Here is a 17,267-nt window from a genome sequence, read left to right as displayed (position 1 = left end):
CATCAGCTCGTACGGGATTCCAGGGCGGTCCGGGTGTCGTCGCCGTAGACGCCGGTCTCGTCGCCGCGGATGCCGTACCAGAGCTGGAAGCGGGCCACCGCCGCGGTGAGGGTGGCGTCGTAGCGGCCGCTGGTGGAGCCGTCCCGGTAGACGTCCGGGATGCGCAGGAGGCGGCGCTGGAGTTCGGTCACCTCGGGGCCGCCGGCCCCCTCGCGCAGGGTGCCCGCGCCGTCGGGATCCACGCCTGCCGTGACCGGTGGGGTGGGGGTCGGGGTGGGGGCGGGGGCGGGCGTGTGATCGGGAGCGGTGGTGGCGGAGCGGGGCGGGTGGGGTGCGGGGGCCGCGCCGGTGGCCTCCCGCTCGCCGCGGAGCAGGAGGGCACCGCCGAAGCCGATCACCGCGGCCGCGAGGACGGCCACCGCGACCGCGGCACGGCGCAGTCCGGCTCCCTGAGGCCCGGCAGGCGTGGACCGGCGGGCCGCGTGGGCGACGGGCGGGAGTTCCTGGGTGAGGGCCTCGGAACCGGCCGGCGGCCTCCCCGGGAGCGCGGCGGATCGGTGGTCGCCGGGCTCCTGACCGGTGTCCTGGCGGAACTCCCGCATCAGTTCGGCGAGAGCGTCGGTGCGGCGGGGCCGCAGGACACGGATGGGTTCGAGGGCCGGGCCGTCGTGCGGCTGCCGGGGCTCGGACGGTGTCGACACGCTGTTTCTCCTTCGTCCGGCCCGGGGGCGCCCGACTTCGAGGATCGTCCTGCCGGGGGATACGTGGTGCGGGGGCCCGGAGTTCAGCCCTCGAGGTTCGGGGGCCGCTCCGGACGGCTCGCGGAGCACTCAGTACCTCCCGTATGTGCACTGAGTGCCACCATCCCTCCCGGGTGCTACGTTCACGCTCATGAGCTCCGAGAAAGCCGAGGCCACCACCGGAAAGCCGCCCATGCGGGACGCCTTGGTGGCGGCGGCCTTCCAGCTGTTCCTGGAGCGGGGGTACGAGCAGACCACCGTCGACGACATCGTGGCGCTCGCCGGTGTCGGCCGGCGCTCGTTCTTCCGCTACTTCCCCTCCAAGGAGGACGTGGTCTTCCCGGACCACGAGCGGTGCCTGGCCGACATGACGGCCTTCCTCGCCGGCGGCTCCGACGCGGACGAACCCGTGGGGCGGGTCTGCGACGCGGCCCGGCTGGTGCTGCGGATGTACGCCGAGAACCCCACGTTCTCCGTCCAGCGCTACCGCCTCACCAAGCGGGTGCCGGGCCTGCGCGCCTACGAGCTGTCGGTGGTGTGGCGCTACGAGCGGGCCCTCGCCGCGTATCTGCGCCGGCGCTTCGCCGCCCGCCGGGACGGCACCCTTCAGGCCGATGTGATCGCGGCGGCGGTGGTCGCGGCGCACAACAACGCGCTGCGCTCCTGGCTGCGTTCGGACGGGCAGGGGGAGGCGAGCGCCGCGGTCGACCACGCGCTGGCCCACGTGCGGTCGGCGTTCGGCGCCGTTCCGGTGCCGCCGACCGTGGAGCAGCCGGACGACGTGGTCGTCGTCGTGTCGCGGCGCGGGACGCCGCTGTGGCGGGTCGTGCAGGAGATCGAGTCGGCGCTGGGGCGGGGCTGAGGCTCCGCATATTGAGGGTACGGAGTGCCTTTACGAGTGGCACTGAGTGCCATACTCTGTGCTGCGTGCACGGTGGCACGGCGAACCGCGCACACGTGTGCGCGGGTGATCGCGTGCGCGGATTCCGGCCGAGTGCAGGGAGTTGACCAGCGTGTACCACTCAGGAAGCGTCGCTCAGCAGGCAGCCGGCTCCGCGACGGGTCTGCTCGACCCGAGGGGCCAGAACTCGGACGCCATCCTCTTCCAGCGCTGCACCTGGTGCGGCACCGCCATGTACCACCGGCTGCTGTGCCCGGTCTGCCGGGGCAGTGATCTGCGCACGGAGCGCGCCGAGGGCACGGGCACCGTCCGCCACTCCACGGTGGTGCACCGCAACACCCCGGCGGCGCGCAATGTGTCGCAGATAGAGATGTCCGAGGGGTTCGTGGTGCGCGGCCGGGTGATGGGTCCGCCGATCGGCATCCACAGCGGCGACCGGGTCCGGCTGTCCACGGCCAAGGATCCGGTACGGGGCGAGCCGGTCTTCCAGCTGCTCGACGAGCCGTACCGGGCCTGGAGCTGACGCCCCCTCAGCCGGGGACCAGCGCGTCGGTGCGCACCGGCCGTCCGGTCTCGAAGCTCCGGTTGGCCGCCAGTCCCACCGCGAGGGCCAGCGCCCCGTCGCGTTCGGTGGCCGTGGGATGCGTGTCGGCGGCGGTGTCCGCAGGGCGGGCGGGGTCGGCGGGTCCGAACAGCGCGTCGAGCATGCGCGGATCGCCGCCGCCGTGGGCCTCGTGCGCGACCGCGAACGGCACCTCCACCGGAGGCCGCCACAGCGGGCGCAGGGTCAGACGGGCGCCGCCCGCGTGCTCGGCCGCCGTGTCGCCGTGCACCGCGCCGGCCGCCGGGGTGAGCCGGGTGCGCGGCGACTGCCAGCGGCTCTCCTCCACCTCCAGCTCCAGCCGGCCCGCGCTGCCGTTGAACATCACCCGGTAGCCCTCCCACGGGGAGTAGGCGGTCAGGTGGTACGTCATGGTGGCGCCGCGGGCGTACCGCACGAGGACGGCCATGTCGTCCTCGATGGTGACCGGCCCGTCGAAGACGTTGCGGTCCCGCAGGTACCCGTCGTCGTGTTCGGCGTCGAGGTAGAGGGCGCGCAGCGTGTCGTCGGCCGCGAGGTCCAGGGCGAAGGGGTCGTCGGCGGCCCGCTCGGCTCCGTGGGCACGGTCGTAGTCCCGGCGCAGTCCGTGCCGCTCCCCCGCCTCGCGGCCGTAGAAGCCGAGCCGCCCGTAGCCGAACGCTTCCCGGGGCTCGTCGTCGAGCCACCAGTTCACCAGGTCGAAGTGGTGCGAGGACTTGTGCACCAGCAGGCCGCCGCTGTGCCGCTTCTCGCGGTGCCAGCGGCGGAAGTAGTCGGCGCCGTGCCGTACGTCGAGGAGCCACTCGAAGTGGACCGAGAGCACCTCGCCGACCGCGCCGTCGGCGAGCAGGGCGCGGACCTTCTCGTGCACGGGGTTGAAGCGGTAATTGAAGGCGACCGTCAGGGAGTTGCCCGTCTCGCGGACGGTGTCGAGGATGCGGGCGCAGCGCCCGGCGTCGACGGTCATCGGCTTCTCGGTGACGACCCGGCAGCCCGCTTCGAGGGCGGGGACGATGTAGCGGTCGTGCTCGGCGTCGACGGTGGTGACGACGACCTCGTCGATGCCCTCCTCGGTGAGCAGGTCGGTGAAGCGGTCGGGCTCCCACGGGGTGGCGGCCGGTGCGACGGCCTCGGCGAGCAGCCGGTTGTGGAAGGCCATCCGGGTCGGACTGGGGTCGCACAGCGCGGCCACGACATGGCCGGGGCGTTCGGCGAGGCCTCGGGTGTACAACCGGGCCCGGTGGCCGGTGCCGACGACGGCTGCGCGCAGGACGGGAGTTCGGCTCATGGCAGGTGCCCTTTCCCCCGGACCGGGCCTCCACTCCCCTGCGGCCGAAAGCGCTTGCCAGGTCTCAGAGGGTGATGCGGATGCCCACGGTGCCGTCCGTGCCCCGGCGCAGCCGGCTGCCGAGCAGCGAGAGCCGGCCGGTCAGGCCGTACTTGCGGGCGATCAGCTTCCGGTAGCGGGCGGTGGTGGCCGGGTCGCAGATCTCCGCCGTGCCCGGCACCTGACCGCCGGTGGGGTTGCCGCGCAGGTCACAGGGGCCGACCAGCACGTCGGCGCGGTCGCGGATCCGCTTCACCTTCCAGGACCCGGCGGCCGTCCAGGCGCCGAGCGCGTCCCCGTCGCGCACCACCCAGACCGGGGTGGCGACCGGCGTGCCGTTCTTGCGGTAGCTGGTGAGGAGCAGGTACTTTCCCGCGCCGAGTGCGTCCAGTGTCCTGTCGTCCATGGCGCAAGTGTACGAGCGCGCCACCGGGTTCAGCGCGACGCCGCCATTCTGCGCACGGCCTCGGTGAGCACCTCCGCCGAGGCCGCCAGGTTGAGGCGGGCGTGGCCGGCGCCACCGGGGCCGAAGGGGAGGCCGGAGGTGAGGGCGACGCGGCCGCGGCGCAGGAAGACGTCGGCCGGGTCGTCGCCGAGGCCGAGGGCACGGCAGTCGAGCCAGGCCAGATAGGTGGCGTCGCCCGGCCGGTAGCGGACGGCGGGCAGGTGCTCCGCCAGCAGGTCCGCGAGCAGCCGCCGGTTGCCGTCGAGGCCGGCCAGCAGCGCGTCCAGCCAGGTGACGCCGTCGCGCAGGGCGGCGGTGTGCGCGATGACGGCGACGTGGCTCGGGCCGTCTCCCACCTCCTCGGGCATCCGCTCCAGGTCGGCGGCGGCCCCCGGCCCGGCGATCGCGAGGGCGGCCTTGAGCCCGGGCAGGTTCCAGCCCTTGGAGGCCGACATCAGCGACAGGCCGCGCTCGGCGCCCGGCACGCTCAGATACGGCACGAAGCGGGCGTCACCGAGCACCAGCGGGGCGTGGATCTCGTCGGCGACGACGCGCACGCCGTACCGCTCGGCGAGGGCGGCGACGGCGGACAGCTCCTCGGCCGTGTGGACGGTGCCGGTCGGGTTGTGGGGGTTGCACAGCAGGTGGGCGGCCCGCCTGCCACCCGCGACGGCCTGCCGGAAGGCCTCCTCCAGGACGCCGAGGTCGATGCGCCCGTCCGGGCCGAGCGGGGCCTCGGCCACCCGCCGGTCCATGTGCGTCACGAACGGGTAGAACGGCGGGTACACGGGCGGGTTGACGATCACCGTGTCGCCGGGTCCGGTGACCAGTTTGAGCATCTCGACGACACCCAGCATGACGTCGGGCACGATCGCGGTGCGCTCCACGGCGAGCCCGTCCCAGCCCCACCGCTTCCCGGCGAAGGCGGCCAGGGCCTGCGCGTACGCGGTGCCGGTCGCGTAGCCGGTGTCGCCCAGGTGGAGCGCGTCGGTGACGGCCCGCACCACGGGCTCGGCGAGCGGCACGTCCATCTCGGCGACCCACAGCGGGAGCACGTCTTCCGGGTAGGTGCGCCACTTCGCGCTGGTGCGCTGCCGGAGCCGGTCGAGGGTGAGGGCTTGCAGAGGATTCGGTTCACCGGACGTCTCGTGCGGGATCCTGGTCATGGGCACACGATAGGGGGCTGTGCGGTGAGCGGGAATCGTGCGGAGGACGAGCGGGGCGGGGTGGCGGGCGCGTTGCTGGAGATCGCCTGCGACGAGTCGGGGTCGGACGGTGAGAACCTCACCGGCGGCAACACGGACGTGTTCGCGCACGCCGGCGTGTCGTTGTCCGTGGCGTCGGCCGCGGCGACGGTGGGAGAGATCCGGGACCGGATCCGGTCACCGGCCGAGGAGTACAAGGCGAACCACCTGCTGCGGGAGAAGCACCGCGCGGTGCTGGAGTGGCTGCTCGCTCCGCAGGGGCCGATCCACGGGCGGGCACGGGTGCACCTGATGGAGAAGACCTTCTTCGTGGTCGACCGGGCCGTCGGCCTGCTGCTGGACGACCCGGCCGAGGCGATCGCCCTGTTCCGCGCAGGGCGCCCGGCCTTCGGGGAGGAGGGCTGGCGGGCGTTCCTGGAGGCGGCCAACCGGCTGTTGCGGGTGCGCCACGACGGGGACCCGGTCGGCGACTTCTACGGCACGGTCGACGACCTGCTGCGCACGCGTCCGGCGACGGACGCGGCGCGGATCCTGGAGCGGCTCGCCACGACCAGGACCCGGGCGGTGGCGTACCGGGACGGGCTCCTGGCCGGGCCGCCGCTGGTCCCGCCGCTCAACCCGCTGCTGCCGGCGATCGTGCGGACGGCCGCCCTGTGGAACGGGCACGGGCGGCCGGTCCACCTCGTGCACGACCGGCAGAACATGCTGACGCCGGACCGCATCGCGTGGATCGAGGCCACGGCCCGGCGGGCCGGGATCGGTCTGGCCGGGCTGCGGCTCGTCGTCGCCCGCGACGACGCGCGGGTGCAGGTCGCGGACTTCCTCGCCGGGATCGCCCGCAAGATCGCCTCCGACGAGCTGAACGGCCGCGGTGACCCGGCGCTCACCGCCCTGCTGCGGCCTTACGTCGATCCGCACTCGGTGTGGGGCGACGCCCGCAGCGGCGCCCTGCTCGCGGCCCCGGTCGCCGGGTGACGCCGAAGAGATCACCGGCGCGGTGAACACGGCACGACTGCGCCCCGTATGAATGAAGGGCACTCAACTCAAGGAGGGCTCCGCGGTGTTCACACCGTGATGTTCGGGTTCGGGAGCCATGCATGAGGCACGCACGACGACGGGTCGTCCGGCGAGTGACACGGCTGGCGGCCGTCGGCGGACTCCTCCTGGGAGGAGCGATGGTCACCAACGCCGTGGCGAGCGAGCCCGCGGCCCCGTCCATCGGCGTCCCGTACACCGCGCCGCCGGCGACCGGCAAGGGCACCGACCTCGTGTCCCGGCTCGGGAACTCCCGCACCGCCGGCAGCTGGGTCGACTCGGCCGGGCGGCCGGTCGTCGCGGTCACCGACGGCAAGGCGGCGGCCGAGGTGAAGCGGGCCGGCGCGCAGGCCAAGATGGTCGAGCACAGCATGAGCGACCTCAAGTCCGCCGCGGCGGCGCTGCGTTCGGCCCCCCGGGTCGCCGGCACCTCGTGGGCCCTGGACTACAAGAGCAACCAGGTGGTGGTGCGGGGCGACAGCACCGTCTCCGCCTCCGACTGGTCCAGGATGACCAAGGTCGCCGAGGGCATCGGCTCCTTCGTCCGCATGGAGCGCACCGAGGGCACGTTCACGACACGGATCAACGGCGCGCAGCCCATCCTGTCGACCGCCGGGCGCTGTTCGGCGGGGTTCAACGTGACCGACGGAACAAGCGACTTCATCCTGACGGCCGGGCACTGCGGGCCCGACGGTTCCGTCTGGTTCGCCGACAACCGGGGCCGGAACCAGGTCGGTACGTCGCTCAAGGGCAGCTTTCCCGGCGACGACTACTCCCTGGTGAAGTACGACGGCGGCCGTGCGGGCAAGGGCGCGGACGTCGTGGCGGTCGGTGACGGCAAGGGCGTGCGGATCACAGGCGTCGCCGATGCGGAGGTCGGGCAGAAGATCTTCCGCAGCGGCAGCACCAGCGGGCTGCGCGAGGGCGAGGTCACCGCGCTCAACGCGACGGTCAACTACCCCGAGGGCACGGTCACCGGCCTCATCGAGACGAACGTGTGCGCCGAACCGGGCGACAGCGGAGGCCCGATGTTCGCCGACGGCGTGGCGCTCGGCGTGACCTCGGGCGGCAGCGGGGACTGCACGGCGGGCGGTACGACGTTCTTCCAGCCGGTGACGAAGGCGCTGACCGAGCTGGGGGTCAAGCTGATCGTGGCCGAGTCGGCCGGTGGCACGGGCGCCGCACCGGCGCCCTCGGCCTCGCAGGGCGCCGCCTCCCCGGGTTCGTCGGCACCGGTCACGGACACGGATGCCTCGACGCTGCTGAGCCGCCTGACCGACCCGCGCAATGTGGGCCCCGGCATGCTCGTCATCGCGGGCAGCCTCGTCGCCCTGGTGGCGACCCGGTGGATCCGGGCGGAGCAGGACCGCAAGGCGTACCGGCAGTACTACTCGGCCACTTGGGGATGACACCGGCGGCTGGCCGCGGTGGGACGCGCCGCTCAGCCCAGGGTGAGCAGCACGGTCGCGACGCCCGCCGCCACCAGTCCCCCGGCCTGACGGCGGCTGATCCGCTCGTGCAGCAGCACCAGGCCGAGCACCACCGGCAGGGCCGGGTAGAGCGAGGCCAGGACCACCGCCACGGCCAGCAACTGCCGCTGGACAGCGAGCAGATACAGCACGAGGCCGAGGGCCGCCCCGGCTCCGACGAGGACCGCCTGGACGCAGCGGACCGGCGGCAGCCTCAGTCGGCGGGCGTGACGCGCGGCGTCCGGCAGGAGGACGAGCACCGCGGCGACCCGGCCCGCGGCGACGGGCCACAGGCCGCTTCCGGGCCCGGCCTGGCCCAGGGCGAGGTACTGCACGGCCACGCCCGCACTGGCGATCAGCCCGTCCGCCGTTCCCTTCCCCGCACCGCTCCCGCCGCCGGCGACGCACCACAGCGCGGGCACGGTGACGGCGATGCCGAGCCAGGCGACGGCGCCCGGTCGGTCGCCGAGGACGAGGACCCCGCACAGCACCGACAGCGCGACGCCGGTGACGGCGCTCACGGGCACGACGACGCTCATGTCGCCGCGGCTCAGGCCGCGGTTGAGAAACCGCATGGCCGTGCCGCTGCCGACCCCGGACAGGGCGCCCCACAGCAGATCGGTGCCCCGCAGGGCGTCGGAGGGCAGCAGGAGGGCGGCGGCACAGGCGAGCGCCAACCCGCCGAACTGGCCGTAGAGGGTGACGGCGGCGTGGTGCACGCGCCGGGACAACAGGCCGCCCGTGAAGTCGACGATGCCGTAGACGACGGCCGAGGACAGTGCGAGAAGGGCACCCATTCGGTCAGGGGTGCCCCGTCACGAAGGACTGATGCGTCAACGGGCCGGGACGAAGACCGGACCGCGGAACCTACTGCGGGGCCGCGGAGGCCCACTCGAGGACGAGCCGCTGGTACTCCTCGCGCTGCTCGACGCTCAGTGTCCCGCCCGACCGGCGCCACAGCGCGCGGATCTCCTCGTTGACCTCGTCAGCCGATCGCTCGGATGAGGTTTCAACAGTGGTGGACATGCTGTGAAGCATACGTCGCCGGACGTGAAGGCGATGTGAGTAATCAGGAACCAATCCGGCATATCGGACAGTGTTGCTGATCACGTCCATCTCCCGGTAAACGTGAGGCTGTTCACATCAACCACCTGCGAGTACCTTTCGCCGCCCCGCCGTTCACCTTCGTCCAGAGTCGGCACGGCAGGGCGGGGTCGGGCTGGAGGTACTTCGCGGCTCGGATCAGGTGCCCGGCTTGCGGCCGTAGACGAAGACGTCGTCGCCCTTCTTCAGCAGCGACCAGTACTTCTTGGCGTCGGTCTTCGTCATGTTGGTGCAGCCGTGCGAGCCCGGCGGGTTCCACATGCTGACGCCGACGGAGTGGAAGGCCTGGCCGCCGTCGAAGAACTGCGCGTAGGGCATCGGCACGTGGTAGATCGACGAGACGTGGTCGATGTTGCGCCAGTAGATCTTCTTCAGGCCGGTGCGGGTCTCGTACCCGTCGCGGCCGGTGCGGACCGGCACGGGACCGTAGACGAGCTTCTCGCCGTCCTGGATCCAGCTCAGCTGGAGCGTCAGGTTCACACAGGCGATCCGGCCCTTGTTCACCGGGCACTTGCCGTCCTTGCTGGGGGTCTTCCCGACGGCCTTCTGCTTCTGCATCAGGTCCATCACCCCCCAGGTGACGGAGCCGGCGTAGCCGATGTTCGGCGAGATGCCGTGCTTGGCCTGGAAGGCCTTGATGGCCTTGCAGTCGGCGGCGGACTGCTTGCCGTCGACCGGACGGCCGAGGAACTTCTCGACCTGCTTCTGGTACGGGCCGGCCTGCGTGCTACAGCTCGCGGCCTGAGCCGGTGCGGCGCCGAGCGCCAGCGTGAGCGGTGCCACCAGGCCGGTGATCCCCAGTGCGACGGCACTCCGTCTGCGTACGTCCCCCATGGCTGGTCCTGCCCCTTCGCGACAGTCGATTCTGTGATGTCTGCCTGCTAGACGGGCGAAGACCGGTTCCGGTTGTGCTCTCGGCGGCGCTGGGACGGAACAGTGACATACCCCATCGACCCAAGGTGGTGATATCCGGGCATACCCACTGATTGTGTCGATCCGGCTGTCCGGTCGTGCGCGTCACCGGTATCCGGTGACGTCCGCGGGTCTGCCCGCGTCCTGGACCTCCACGAGGTAGCGCCAGGCGTCCGGGCGGCTGCCGTCGAGGTCGGTGAAGCCGTACACCTGGGCGAGCCCTCCGCTGGACAGCGACTGCCCGTTCCAGTGCGCCACGTCCGTGTCGGCGGCGAGCGCTGCCACGGCCCGGCCCACGTAGTGCGGGGTCTCGGAGATGGCGAAGTGGGGGACGCGCTCCAGGGCGTCGCGCCAGTTGTCCTCCCGCACCCCGAAGGTTTCCAGCATCAGCTCCGAGCGCAGCCAGCCGGGGGTGAGGGCGACGGCCGTGGCGCCCCGGGGGCCGAGTTCGTGGCCGAGGGCGAAGGCCATGCGCAGGACCGAGGCCTTGGCGAGGTCGTAGAAGAAGTTCACGCGGTAGTTCTCACCGTTGTACTCGGCGGTGCCGTCGGTGACCTCGACGACCAGGCCGCCGGGACGGCGCAGCAGCAGCGGCAGCGCGTGGTGGCTGGTGACGGCGTGCGTCTCGACGGCGAGCCTGAGCAGCCGCAGGCCGTTGTCGAGGTCGTGCTCCCACAGCGGGGTGTCCCACTCGAAGAGGGTCTCACCGCCCCAGATGTCGTTGACGAGGACGTCGAGGCGGCCCTGTTCGTCGGCGATCCGGTCCACCAGGGCCCGGACCTGTGCCGGGTCGAGGTGGTCGGTGGGGACGGCGACGCCCCGGCCGCCGGCGGCGGTGACCAGGTCGGCGGTGTCCTCGATGGTCTCGGGCCGGTCGTACTCCGAGCGGCGGGCGCGGGTGCTGCGGCCGGTGACGTAGACCGTGGCACCGGCCGCACCGAGTTCCACGGCGATCCCCCGCCCGGCACCCCGGGTCGCCCCGGCGACCAGTGCGACCTTGTCCTGCAACGGAGCTGACATGTCCGACCTCCCGTGACCGTGGCTGCTTGACGCCTTCACAGTGACGGGTAAGCCGGACATCTTCTGTCGCCTTTTACGAGCGACACGCGGTCAGTGGCCCCGGGCGATCCATTCCTCCAGGTGCGGGGCCTCCGCGCCGATGGTGGTGGAGTCGCCGTGGCCGGTGCGGACGGTGGTCCCGGGCGGCAGGGTGAGCAGCCGGTCGCGGATCGAGTCGATGATCGTCGGGAAGTGCGAGAAGGACCGGCCGGTGGCGCCTGGCCCGCCCTGGAAGAGGGTGTCGCCGGTGAAGACCGTGCCCAGCCCCGGGTCGTGGAGGCAGACCGCGCCGGGCGCGTGCCCCGGGGTGTGCAGGACCCTGAGGTCGGCGCCTCCGGCTTCGATCGTCTGGCCGTCGACCAGCCAGGCGTCGGGATCCCGGTCCGGGTGGGTCTGCTTCCACAGCGGCAGGTCGTCGCGGTGCAGCCAGATGGTGGCGCCGGTGCGCTCGGCGAGGGCGGGGGCGGCGTCGATGTGGTCGTTGTGGGCGTGTGTGCACACGATGGCCGTGAGCCGGCGGTTTCCGACGGCCTCGGCGATGGCGTCGGCGTCATGGGCGGCGTCGATGACGATCGCCTCGTGGTCGTCGCCGACGATCCACACGTTGTTGTCGACGTCCCAGGTGCCGCCGTCGAGGCTGAACTGCCCGGAGGTGACGAGGTGTTCGATGCGCGTGGCCATCACAGCACCACCACCGAGCGCAGCACGTCGCCGTGGTGCATCCGCTCGAACGCCTTCTCCACCTCGTCGAGCTGGATGGTCTCGGTGACGAACGCGCCGAGGTCCAGGCGACCTTGGAGGTGCAGGTCGATCAGCATGGGGAAGTCCCGGGAGGGCAGGCAGTCGCCGTACCAGCTCGACTTCAGCGACCCGCCGCGGCCGAAGACGTCCAGCAGCGGCAGTTCGAGCTTCATCTCGGGTGTCGGGACGCCGACGAGGACGACCGTGCCCGCGAGGTCGCGGGCGTAGAAGGCCTGCTCGTACGTCTCGGGGCGGCCGACGGCCTCGATGACGACGTCGGCACCGAAGCCGCCGGTGAGGTCGCGGATCGCCGCGACCGGGTCGTTCTCGCGCGAGTTGACGGTGTGGGTGGCGCCCATGGAGCGGGCCGTCTCCAGCTTGCGGTCGTCGATGTCGACGGCGATGATCGTCCCCGCTCCGGCCAGCTGTGATCCGGCGATGGCCGCGTCGCCGACACCGCCGCAGCCGATCACGGCGACCGAGTCGCCCCGGCCGACGTTGCCCGTGTTGATCGCGGCGCCGATGCCGGCCATCACCCCGCAGCCCAGCAGTCCCGCCACCTGCGGGGCGACGCCCGGGTCGACCTTGGTGCACTGCCCGGCCGCGACCAGGGTCTTCTCCGCGAAGGCACCGATGCCGAGGGCCGGGGACAGCTCCTGGCCGGTCGAGGCGAGGGTCATCTTCTGCTGCGCGTTGTGGGTGTCGAAGCAGTACCAGGGCCGGCCGCGCAGACAGGCCCGGCACTTGCCGCACACCGCACGCCAGTTGAGGATCACGAAGTCACCCGGTTCGACGTCGGTGACGCCGGCGCCGACCGTCTCGACCACACCCGCCGCCTCGTGGCCCAGCAGGAACGGGAACTCGTCGTTGATGCCGCCCTGCTTGTAGTGCAGGTCCGTGTGGCACACGCCGCAGGCCTGCACCCGCACCACGGCCTCGCCCGGGCCCGGGTCGGGCACCACGACCGTCTCGATCCGCACCGGCTCGTCCTTGCCGGGTGCGATCACGCCGCGTACTTCCTGGGCCATGGTGCTGACTCCTTCGTCGGCCGGGTTCCGTTCCTTTCCGACCCTACGCGCGACTGATCGGCAAGGGGCGCGGATCGGCCACCCACGGCGTGGAAAGGCCAGGCCGCGCGGGTCGGCGGCGACGTAGCCTGAACGCTCCGTCGACGCCGAAGGAGCGCCGTGAGCATCGCAGAGACCGAGACCGCCACACCCGCGTGGCGGCAGCTCCTCGGGTACGTACGGCCGCACCGCTGGTCCCTGTTCGCCGGCGCGCTGCTCTCACTGGTCACCGGGGCGACCGGGCTGCTGCTGCCGCTGGTCGCGCGGGGCCTGATCGACGACCTGTCGCACGACCGGGCCATCACCGGCGCCCTGCTGGCCATGTCGGCCCTCGTCGTGACCAACGCGGCGCTGGGCGCGCTGGGTTCGTACGTGCTGACCCGCACCGCCGAGTCGGTGGTGCTCGGCGCGCGGCGCGCCCTGTCGTCGTATCTGCTGCGGCTGCGCGTCGCGGCCGTGGACCGCACCGAACCCGGGGACCTGATGGCCCGCATCACCTCCGACACGACCCTGCTGCGGGCGGTCACCACCGACTCGCTGGTCGGCCTGGGCACGGGCGGGCTCACGCTCGTCGCCACGGTGGTGATGATGGGCCTGGTGGACGCGGTGCTGCTGGGCGTCACCCTGGCCGTGATCCTGGGCGCGGGCGTGGTCCTCGGGGTGATCGTGCCGCGCATCAACAAGGCGAGCCGGCAGGCGCAGGACGCGGTGGGCGTCATGGGCGCCTCATTGGAGCGGATCCTCGGCGCCCTGCGCACCGTGAAGGCGTCCGGGGCGGAGCACCGCGAGGAGCGGACGCTGCACGAGGCGGCGCAGGAGTCGTGGCGTCAGAGCGTACGGGCCGCCAAGTGGTCGGCCGCCGCCGGCAACACCGCCGGGCTGGCCATGCAGATCGCCTTCATCACGGTGCTCGCCGTGGGCGGCGCGCGGGTCGCGACCGGCGCGGTCGACGTGGGCACGCTCGTGGCGTTCCTGCTGTACGTCTTCTACCTGATGTCCCCGATACAGCAGGTCGTCGGCGCCATCACCCAGTACCAGACGGGCGCCGCGGCCCTCACCCGCATCGAGGAGGCACTGCGCCTGCCCGCGGAACCGGCGGCCGAGTCGGCGCCGCTGCCCTCCCCCGGCGCCGAGCCCGCCGCCCTCACCTTCCACGACGTCCGCTTCCGCTACGCCGACGATCTTCCGCCCGTGCACCACGGAGTGACGTTCACGGTGCCCGCGCAGGGCATGACGGCGTTCGTCGGCCCGTCCGGCGCCGGCAAGACCACCGTCTTCTCGCTGATCGAGCGGTTCTACGACCCCGAGTCCGGTGTGATCACGCTGGACGGACGCGACCTGAACGACTGGGAGCTGCCCCGGCTGCGTGCCGCGATCGGCTATGTGGAGCAGGACGCGCCGGTCCTGTCGGGCTCCCTGCGGGACAACCTGCTGCTGGGCAATCCGGAGGCGGACGAGGACGCCCTGGCGCGGGTGCTCAAGACGACCCGCCTCGACGGCCTGGTCGCCCGGCTGCCCGGCGGCCTCGACACGCTCGTGGGACACCGCGGCACCAAGCTGTCCGGCGGTGAGCGCCAGCGCGTCGCCATCGCCCGCGCGCTGTTGCGCCGCCCCCGGCTGCTCCTGCTCGACGAGGCGACCTCGCAGCTGGACGCGGTGAACGAGGCGGCGCTGCGCGACACCGTCGCGGACGTGGCCCGGACGACCACGGTGCTCGTCGTGGCGCACCGGCTGTCCACGGTGACGATGGCCGACCGGATCGTGGTGATGGACGCGGGCCGGGTCCGGGCCGTCGGCACGCACCGGGAGCTCGTGGCGGCCGATCCGCTCTACGCCGAGCTGGCGGCGACGCAGTTCCTGGCCACGGCGGACTGAGCCCGGGCACGCAAGACAGGGCCGCCCGGCTCCGGGCGGCCCTCACGCACGCGGCCGTGTCAGCGGACGTTCGGAAGGAAGCCGAAGACCGGGGAGACCAGGCCGACGACCTGGTTCAGCTGGTCGAGGTCGTTGAGGCGGTTGAGCCCGGCCAGCTGCGAGGAGGGCCGCGGGATCTCGTCCTTGTGCTCGGCGGGGATGTCGCTCACGGTCAGCGAGTCGAGCGTGGCCATCGGGCTGAGCGGGCTCTTCGCTTCCGCGTCGGCCGCGTTCGCCATCGGCGCGGCGAGGCCGGTGACCCCAGCGGCGAGACCAACGGCGGCGACGATACGTCGTGTTGAGATCATGCCTTTCGCAACGCGGACGGGTCCCCCGCGGACACGGGCGGACGCCCCCGCTCACCCGTCAGGCCCAGTGCCCGGTTGCGCTTGCCGTGCCGGCCGGGCAGGAGGAGGCTCGACAGGGAAGGCCCCTCGCGGCCCGCTCCTCACAGGGCCGCGGCCCTGTGAAGGGAGTCATCATGGGAACCGCCGCAGACCCCGCCTTCGACCGGGAGACCCTGCGCCGAGGCGTGGAAGGACAGACCCCCGACCTCCTGCTCTCCCTGTACGCCGACGACGCCGAGCTGCGCATCGTGGACCACACGACCCAGCCCAGCCACCCCAAGGTCCTGCACGGCCGGGACGAGATCAGCCGGATGCTGGAGGACGTCTACAGCCGCGACATGTCGCACAAGCTGGAGCGGTGCGTCATCCAGGGCGACGAGGCGGCCTACAGCGAGAGCTGCCGGTACGCGGACGGGGTGCGTGTCCTGTCCGAGTCCATGATCGCCCTGCGCGACGGCAAGATCGCCGAGCAGACACTGGTCCAGGCCTGGGACGAGTAGCGGGGGCGTCAGCGGGCCCGGCCCGGTCGGGCAGGGGCGGGCCGTGGCGCTGGGGGCTGATCAGCGCATCCAGGCGCTGTACGACATGACGTCGCCCTCCTCGACGCCGAACGCGGGTTCCGGCTCCGTGAGAGTGCTCTCCAGACCGAGGACAGCGCCGGTGGCCGGGTCCATGATCAGCATGCGGCGGACGCCCCGCGCATCGTTCACATAGGCCTGGCCGCGCCGACCGAGCCGGTCGGTGACCTGGCCCACGGGCCGCAGAGCCTCGACGTCCGCCAGGAGCCGGGCCAGCGCCGCGCTCTCCCGTGCGCCGAGGGTCCAGTGGTCGAGCAGCGTCGCCACGGCGTCCAGCAGTTGGGGCGTGGTCAGCGGCGCGTCGGTGTACTGGGCCTCCGCCAGGTAGGCGCGCAGCCGGGCCGGATCGCGGGGCGGCGGCGACTGGGGCGGGGCGTCGCTCCAGCTCGGCGGGTAGGTGCGGTCGAGCAGGACATGGCCGTCGGCCACGAGGTGGGGGTCGCCGCCCTCGTCCGAGAGGACCGGACGGCCCGGGTGTCTCGGGTCGGTGGCCACGACGAGTTCGGTGTGGCTGTCGTCGGCCTTCCAGCGCACGATGCGCTCCTCGGGGAGGGTGATCGGGGGTTCCTCGTCCGACAGGGCGAGGCTCCAGGACCGCACATGGGTGCCCTTGCGCAGCCGGACCGCGTCGTGGGCCCCTGCCGCGGCCGCGGCGCGCTCGGCCAGCCTCGCCAGCGGTACCGGTGCGGAGCCGGTGTCGATCGCCAGCGGGCGGGGCGCGGCGACCGCGGGCGGGGTGCTCGGGCCGCTCAGCACGAGGGTGAGGGTGAGAGCGGCGACGACGGCCGTGGCGACCAGGCCCCAGGCCAGGCGGATCCGTCCGGGGGTCGACAGCGGCCGCTCGCCCAGCCGGGCCGGGTGCCGGTCCCACCGGGCCTGCGCCGGGGACGGGTGCCCTTCGCCCCGCTCCTTCAGCAGCTGTTCGAGCCGGCGCTCGGCGTTGTGGTCGAGGGGACCGTCGGTGAAGCGGTGGCCGTCGGCGGGCACCGGGTCGGCGGCCCGCAGCAGTTCCAGTTCGTCAGCCATGGCCGTGTTCCTTCGGGGCGGTCGTGCAGGAGTGCTCGGTGATCCGGGACTCGGGACGCATGCGGTCGATCTCGGCTCTGAGGCGGCGCCGGGCCCGGTGCAGCCGCATGGCGGCGGCCCGGCTGCCGCAGCCGAGGGCGACGGCGACCTCGTCGATGCCGAGTTCCTCCCAGGCCGTGAGGCGCAGTACCTCCTGGTCGGCCGCGGAGAGCCGGGAGAGCGCTTCGTGCACCCAGCCGCCGGGGGTGTCCGCATCGGGGCCCGCCGCGATGTGCCGGCCGTGCGCGGTGTCGTCGTTGCCGAGGCGATCGACGAGCCTACGGCGGCGTCCGTGGCCGCGTACCGCGTTGGCCAGGCAGTTGCGTGCCACGCCGTACAGCCAGGGCAGCGCGGCGGCCGGGAGGTCGGCCCGGCGCCGCCAGGCCACCGTGAACACCTCCGCCACCACTTCCTCCACCTCGCCGGCCCGCCCGTCCAGTCGCCGCGCGACATAGCGGCTGACCGCCCAGTAGTGCTCGCGGTAGGCAGCGGCGAAGATCTCGTCGTTGCTCATGTCCCGTTCGTGTCCGGCACCTTCACGATCGTCACACCCGGTTCTGGTGATTCTCGTCGCGCCGAAGAAGTGTGACGTCTCGCCGAGGCGCGGACACAGGCGGGGCATGAGGCACCTGAAGTGGCTGACGACCACGGATCACAAGACGATCGGCACGCTGTACCTGGCAACGTCGTTCGCGTTCTTCGTCATCGGCGGCGTGATGGCGCTGCTCATGCGCGCCGAGCTCGCCCGGCCTGGTCTGCAGATCATGTCGAACGAGCA

Annotated in this window: 19 protein-coding genes; 6 read left to right on the top strand and 13 right to left on the bottom strand. The window is 72.7% G+C overall.

Annotated features, from left to right (window positions below; all coding sequences use genetic code 11):
• Positions 1 to 2 precede the first annotated feature (2 nt).
• Positions 3 to 701: a peptidoglycan-binding domain-containing protein gene (locus AC0665_RS35960; RefSeq protein WP_478611145.1), complete on the bottom strand. Its 699-nt coding sequence runs from the start codon at positions 699 to 701 to the stop codon at positions 3 to 5.
• A 232-nt stretch (positions 702 to 933) separates the two neighbouring features.
• On the opposite strand from AC0665_RS35960, the gene AC0665_RS35955 reads away from it, so the two are divergent.
• Positions 934 to 1,602, top strand: a complete 669-nt coding sequence (locus AC0665_RS35955; protein ID WP_468414848.1) for a TetR family transcriptional regulator — start codon at positions 934 to 936, stop codon at positions 1,600 to 1,602.
• 151 nt (positions 1,603 to 1,753) lie between these two features.
• Positions 1,754 to 2,164 (top strand): Zn-ribbon domain-containing OB-fold protein, encoded by a 411-nt coding sequence (locus AC0665_RS35950; protein ID WP_363122531.1) that lies wholly within the window; start codon positions 1,754 to 1,756, stop codon positions 2,162 to 2,164.
• A 7-nt stretch (positions 2,165 to 2,171) separates the two neighbouring features.
• Here AC0665_RS35950 and AC0665_RS35945 read toward each other — a convergent pair whose 3' ends face one another.
• The 3 genes from AC0665_RS35945 to AC0665_RS35935 all read right to left on the bottom strand — a co-directional run bounded on the left by AC0665_RS35945 (position 2,172) and on the right by AC0665_RS35935 (position 5,159).
• The gene (locus AC0665_RS35945; protein WP_478706641.1) at positions 2,172 to 3,509 is read right to left on the bottom strand and encodes a Gfo/Idh/MocA family protein; all 1,338 of its coding nucleotides are present in this window, start codon (positions 3,507 to 3,509) and stop codon (positions 2,172 to 2,174) included.
• 64 nt (positions 3,510 to 3,573) lie between these two features.
• On the bottom strand, positions 3,574 to 3,954 hold the full coding sequence (locus AC0665_RS35940) for a PPOX class F420-dependent oxidoreductase (RefSeq protein WP_478611149.1): 381 nt from the start codon (positions 3,952 to 3,954) through the stop codon (positions 3,574 to 3,576).
• Between the two features lie 29 nt (positions 3,955 to 3,983).
• Positions 3,984 to 5,159 (bottom strand): MalY/PatB family protein, encoded by a 1,176-nt coding sequence (locus AC0665_RS35935; RefSeq protein WP_478706640.1) that lies wholly within the window; start codon positions 5,157 to 5,159, stop codon positions 3,984 to 3,986.
• A 24-nt stretch (positions 5,160 to 5,183) separates the two neighbouring features.
• Here AC0665_RS35935 and AC0665_RS35930 point away from each other — a divergent pair, with 24 nt between their 5' ends.
• Positions 5,184 to 6,173, top strand: a complete 990-nt coding sequence (locus tag AC0665_RS35930) for a hypothetical protein (RefSeq protein WP_478611154.1) — start codon at positions 5,184 to 5,186, stop codon at positions 6,171 to 6,173.
• Between the two features lie 122 nt (positions 6,174 to 6,295).
• Positions 6,296 to 7,642 carry a S1 family peptidase gene (locus AC0665_RS35925; protein WP_478706639.1) on the top strand — a complete coding sequence of 449 codons (1,347 nt, stop codon included), beginning with the start codon at positions 6,296 to 6,298 and terminating at the stop codon, positions 7,640 to 7,642.
• A 32-nt stretch (positions 7,643 to 7,674) separates the two neighbouring features.
• Here the strand turns inward: AC0665_RS35925 and AC0665_RS35920 are convergent, their stop codons facing one another.
• The 6 genes from AC0665_RS35920 to AC0665_RS35895 form a co-directional block, all read right to left on the bottom strand.
• Entirely contained in the window at positions 7,675 to 8,499 is an 825-nt protein-coding gene (locus tag AC0665_RS35920; RefSeq protein ID WP_478611160.1) for an EamA family transporter, read from the bottom strand.
• A 70-nt stretch (positions 8,500 to 8,569) separates the two neighbouring features.
• Positions 8,570 to 8,728: a hypothetical protein gene (locus tag AC0665_RS35915; RefSeq protein WP_180989589.1), complete on the bottom strand. Its 159-nt coding sequence runs from the start codon at positions 8,726 to 8,728 to the stop codon at positions 8,570 to 8,572.
• 216 nt (positions 8,729 to 8,944) lie between these two features.
• The gene (locus AC0665_RS35910) at positions 8,945 to 9,640 is read right to left on the bottom strand and encodes a L,D-transpeptidase family protein (protein WP_478706638.1); all 696 of its coding nucleotides are present in this window, start codon (positions 9,638 to 9,640) and stop codon (positions 8,945 to 8,947) included.
• Positions 9,641 to 9,823: 183 nt separating this feature from the next.
• Positions 9,824 to 10,738, bottom strand: a complete 915-nt coding sequence (locus AC0665_RS35905; RefSeq protein ID WP_478706637.1) for an SDR family oxidoreductase — start codon at positions 10,736 to 10,738, stop codon at positions 9,824 to 9,826.
• Positions 10,739 to 10,828: 90 nt separating this feature from the next.
• Positions 10,829 to 11,458, bottom strand: a complete 630-nt coding sequence (locus AC0665_RS35900) for an MBL fold metallo-hydrolase (protein ID WP_468414844.1) — start codon at positions 11,456 to 11,458, stop codon at positions 10,829 to 10,831.
• Entirely contained in the window at positions 11,458 to 12,546 is a 1,089-nt protein-coding gene (locus AC0665_RS35895) for an S-(hydroxymethyl)mycothiol dehydrogenase (RefSeq protein WP_478706636.1), read from the bottom strand. Before AC0665_RS35895 ends, AC0665_RS35900 begins: the two co-directional genes overlap by 1 nt.
• 159 nt (positions 12,547 to 12,705) lie before the next feature.
• On the opposite strand from AC0665_RS35895, the gene AC0665_RS35890 reads away from it, so the two are divergent.
• Complete coding sequence (locus AC0665_RS35890; RefSeq protein WP_478706635.1) at positions 12,706 to 14,460, top strand: ABC transporter ATP-binding protein; 1,755 nt, start codon at positions 12,706 to 12,708, stop codon at positions 14,458 to 14,460.
• 59 nt (positions 14,461 to 14,519) lie between these two features.
• On the opposite strand, the gene AC0665_RS35885 is transcribed toward AC0665_RS35890, so the two are convergent.
• The gene (locus tag AC0665_RS35885) at positions 14,520 to 14,807 is read right to left on the bottom strand and encodes a hypothetical protein (protein WP_366053769.1); all 288 of its coding nucleotides are present in this window, start codon (positions 14,805 to 14,807) and stop codon (positions 14,520 to 14,522) included.
• Positions 14,808 to 14,980: 173 nt separating this feature from the next.
• On the opposite strand from AC0665_RS35885, the gene AC0665_RS35880 reads away from it, so the two are divergent.
• Positions 14,981 to 15,346: a nuclear transport factor 2 family protein gene (locus tag AC0665_RS35880; protein ID WP_478706634.1), complete on the top strand. Its 366-nt coding sequence runs from the start codon at positions 14,981 to 14,983 to the stop codon at positions 15,344 to 15,346.
• 60 nt (positions 15,347 to 15,406) lie between these two features.
• On the opposite strand, the gene AC0665_RS35875 is transcribed toward AC0665_RS35880, so the two are convergent.
• Entirely contained in the window at positions 15,407 to 16,450 is a 1,044-nt protein-coding gene (locus AC0665_RS35875) for a CU044_5270 family protein (protein ID WP_478706633.1), read from the bottom strand.
• Positions 16,443 to 17,003: an RNA polymerase sigma factor gene (locus AC0665_RS35870; protein WP_468414847.1), complete on the bottom strand. Its 561-nt coding sequence runs from the start codon at positions 17,001 to 17,003 to the stop codon at positions 16,443 to 16,445. Before AC0665_RS35870 ends, AC0665_RS35875 begins: the two co-directional genes overlap by 8 nt.
• Positions 17,004 to 17,267 lie beyond the last annotated feature (264 nt).

Source organism: Streptomyces sp. NPDC043685, from assembly GCF_056436585.1.
The sequence above is the reverse complement of the archived record's forward strand: the minus strand, read 5'-3'. Positions and strand labels throughout refer to the sequence as shown.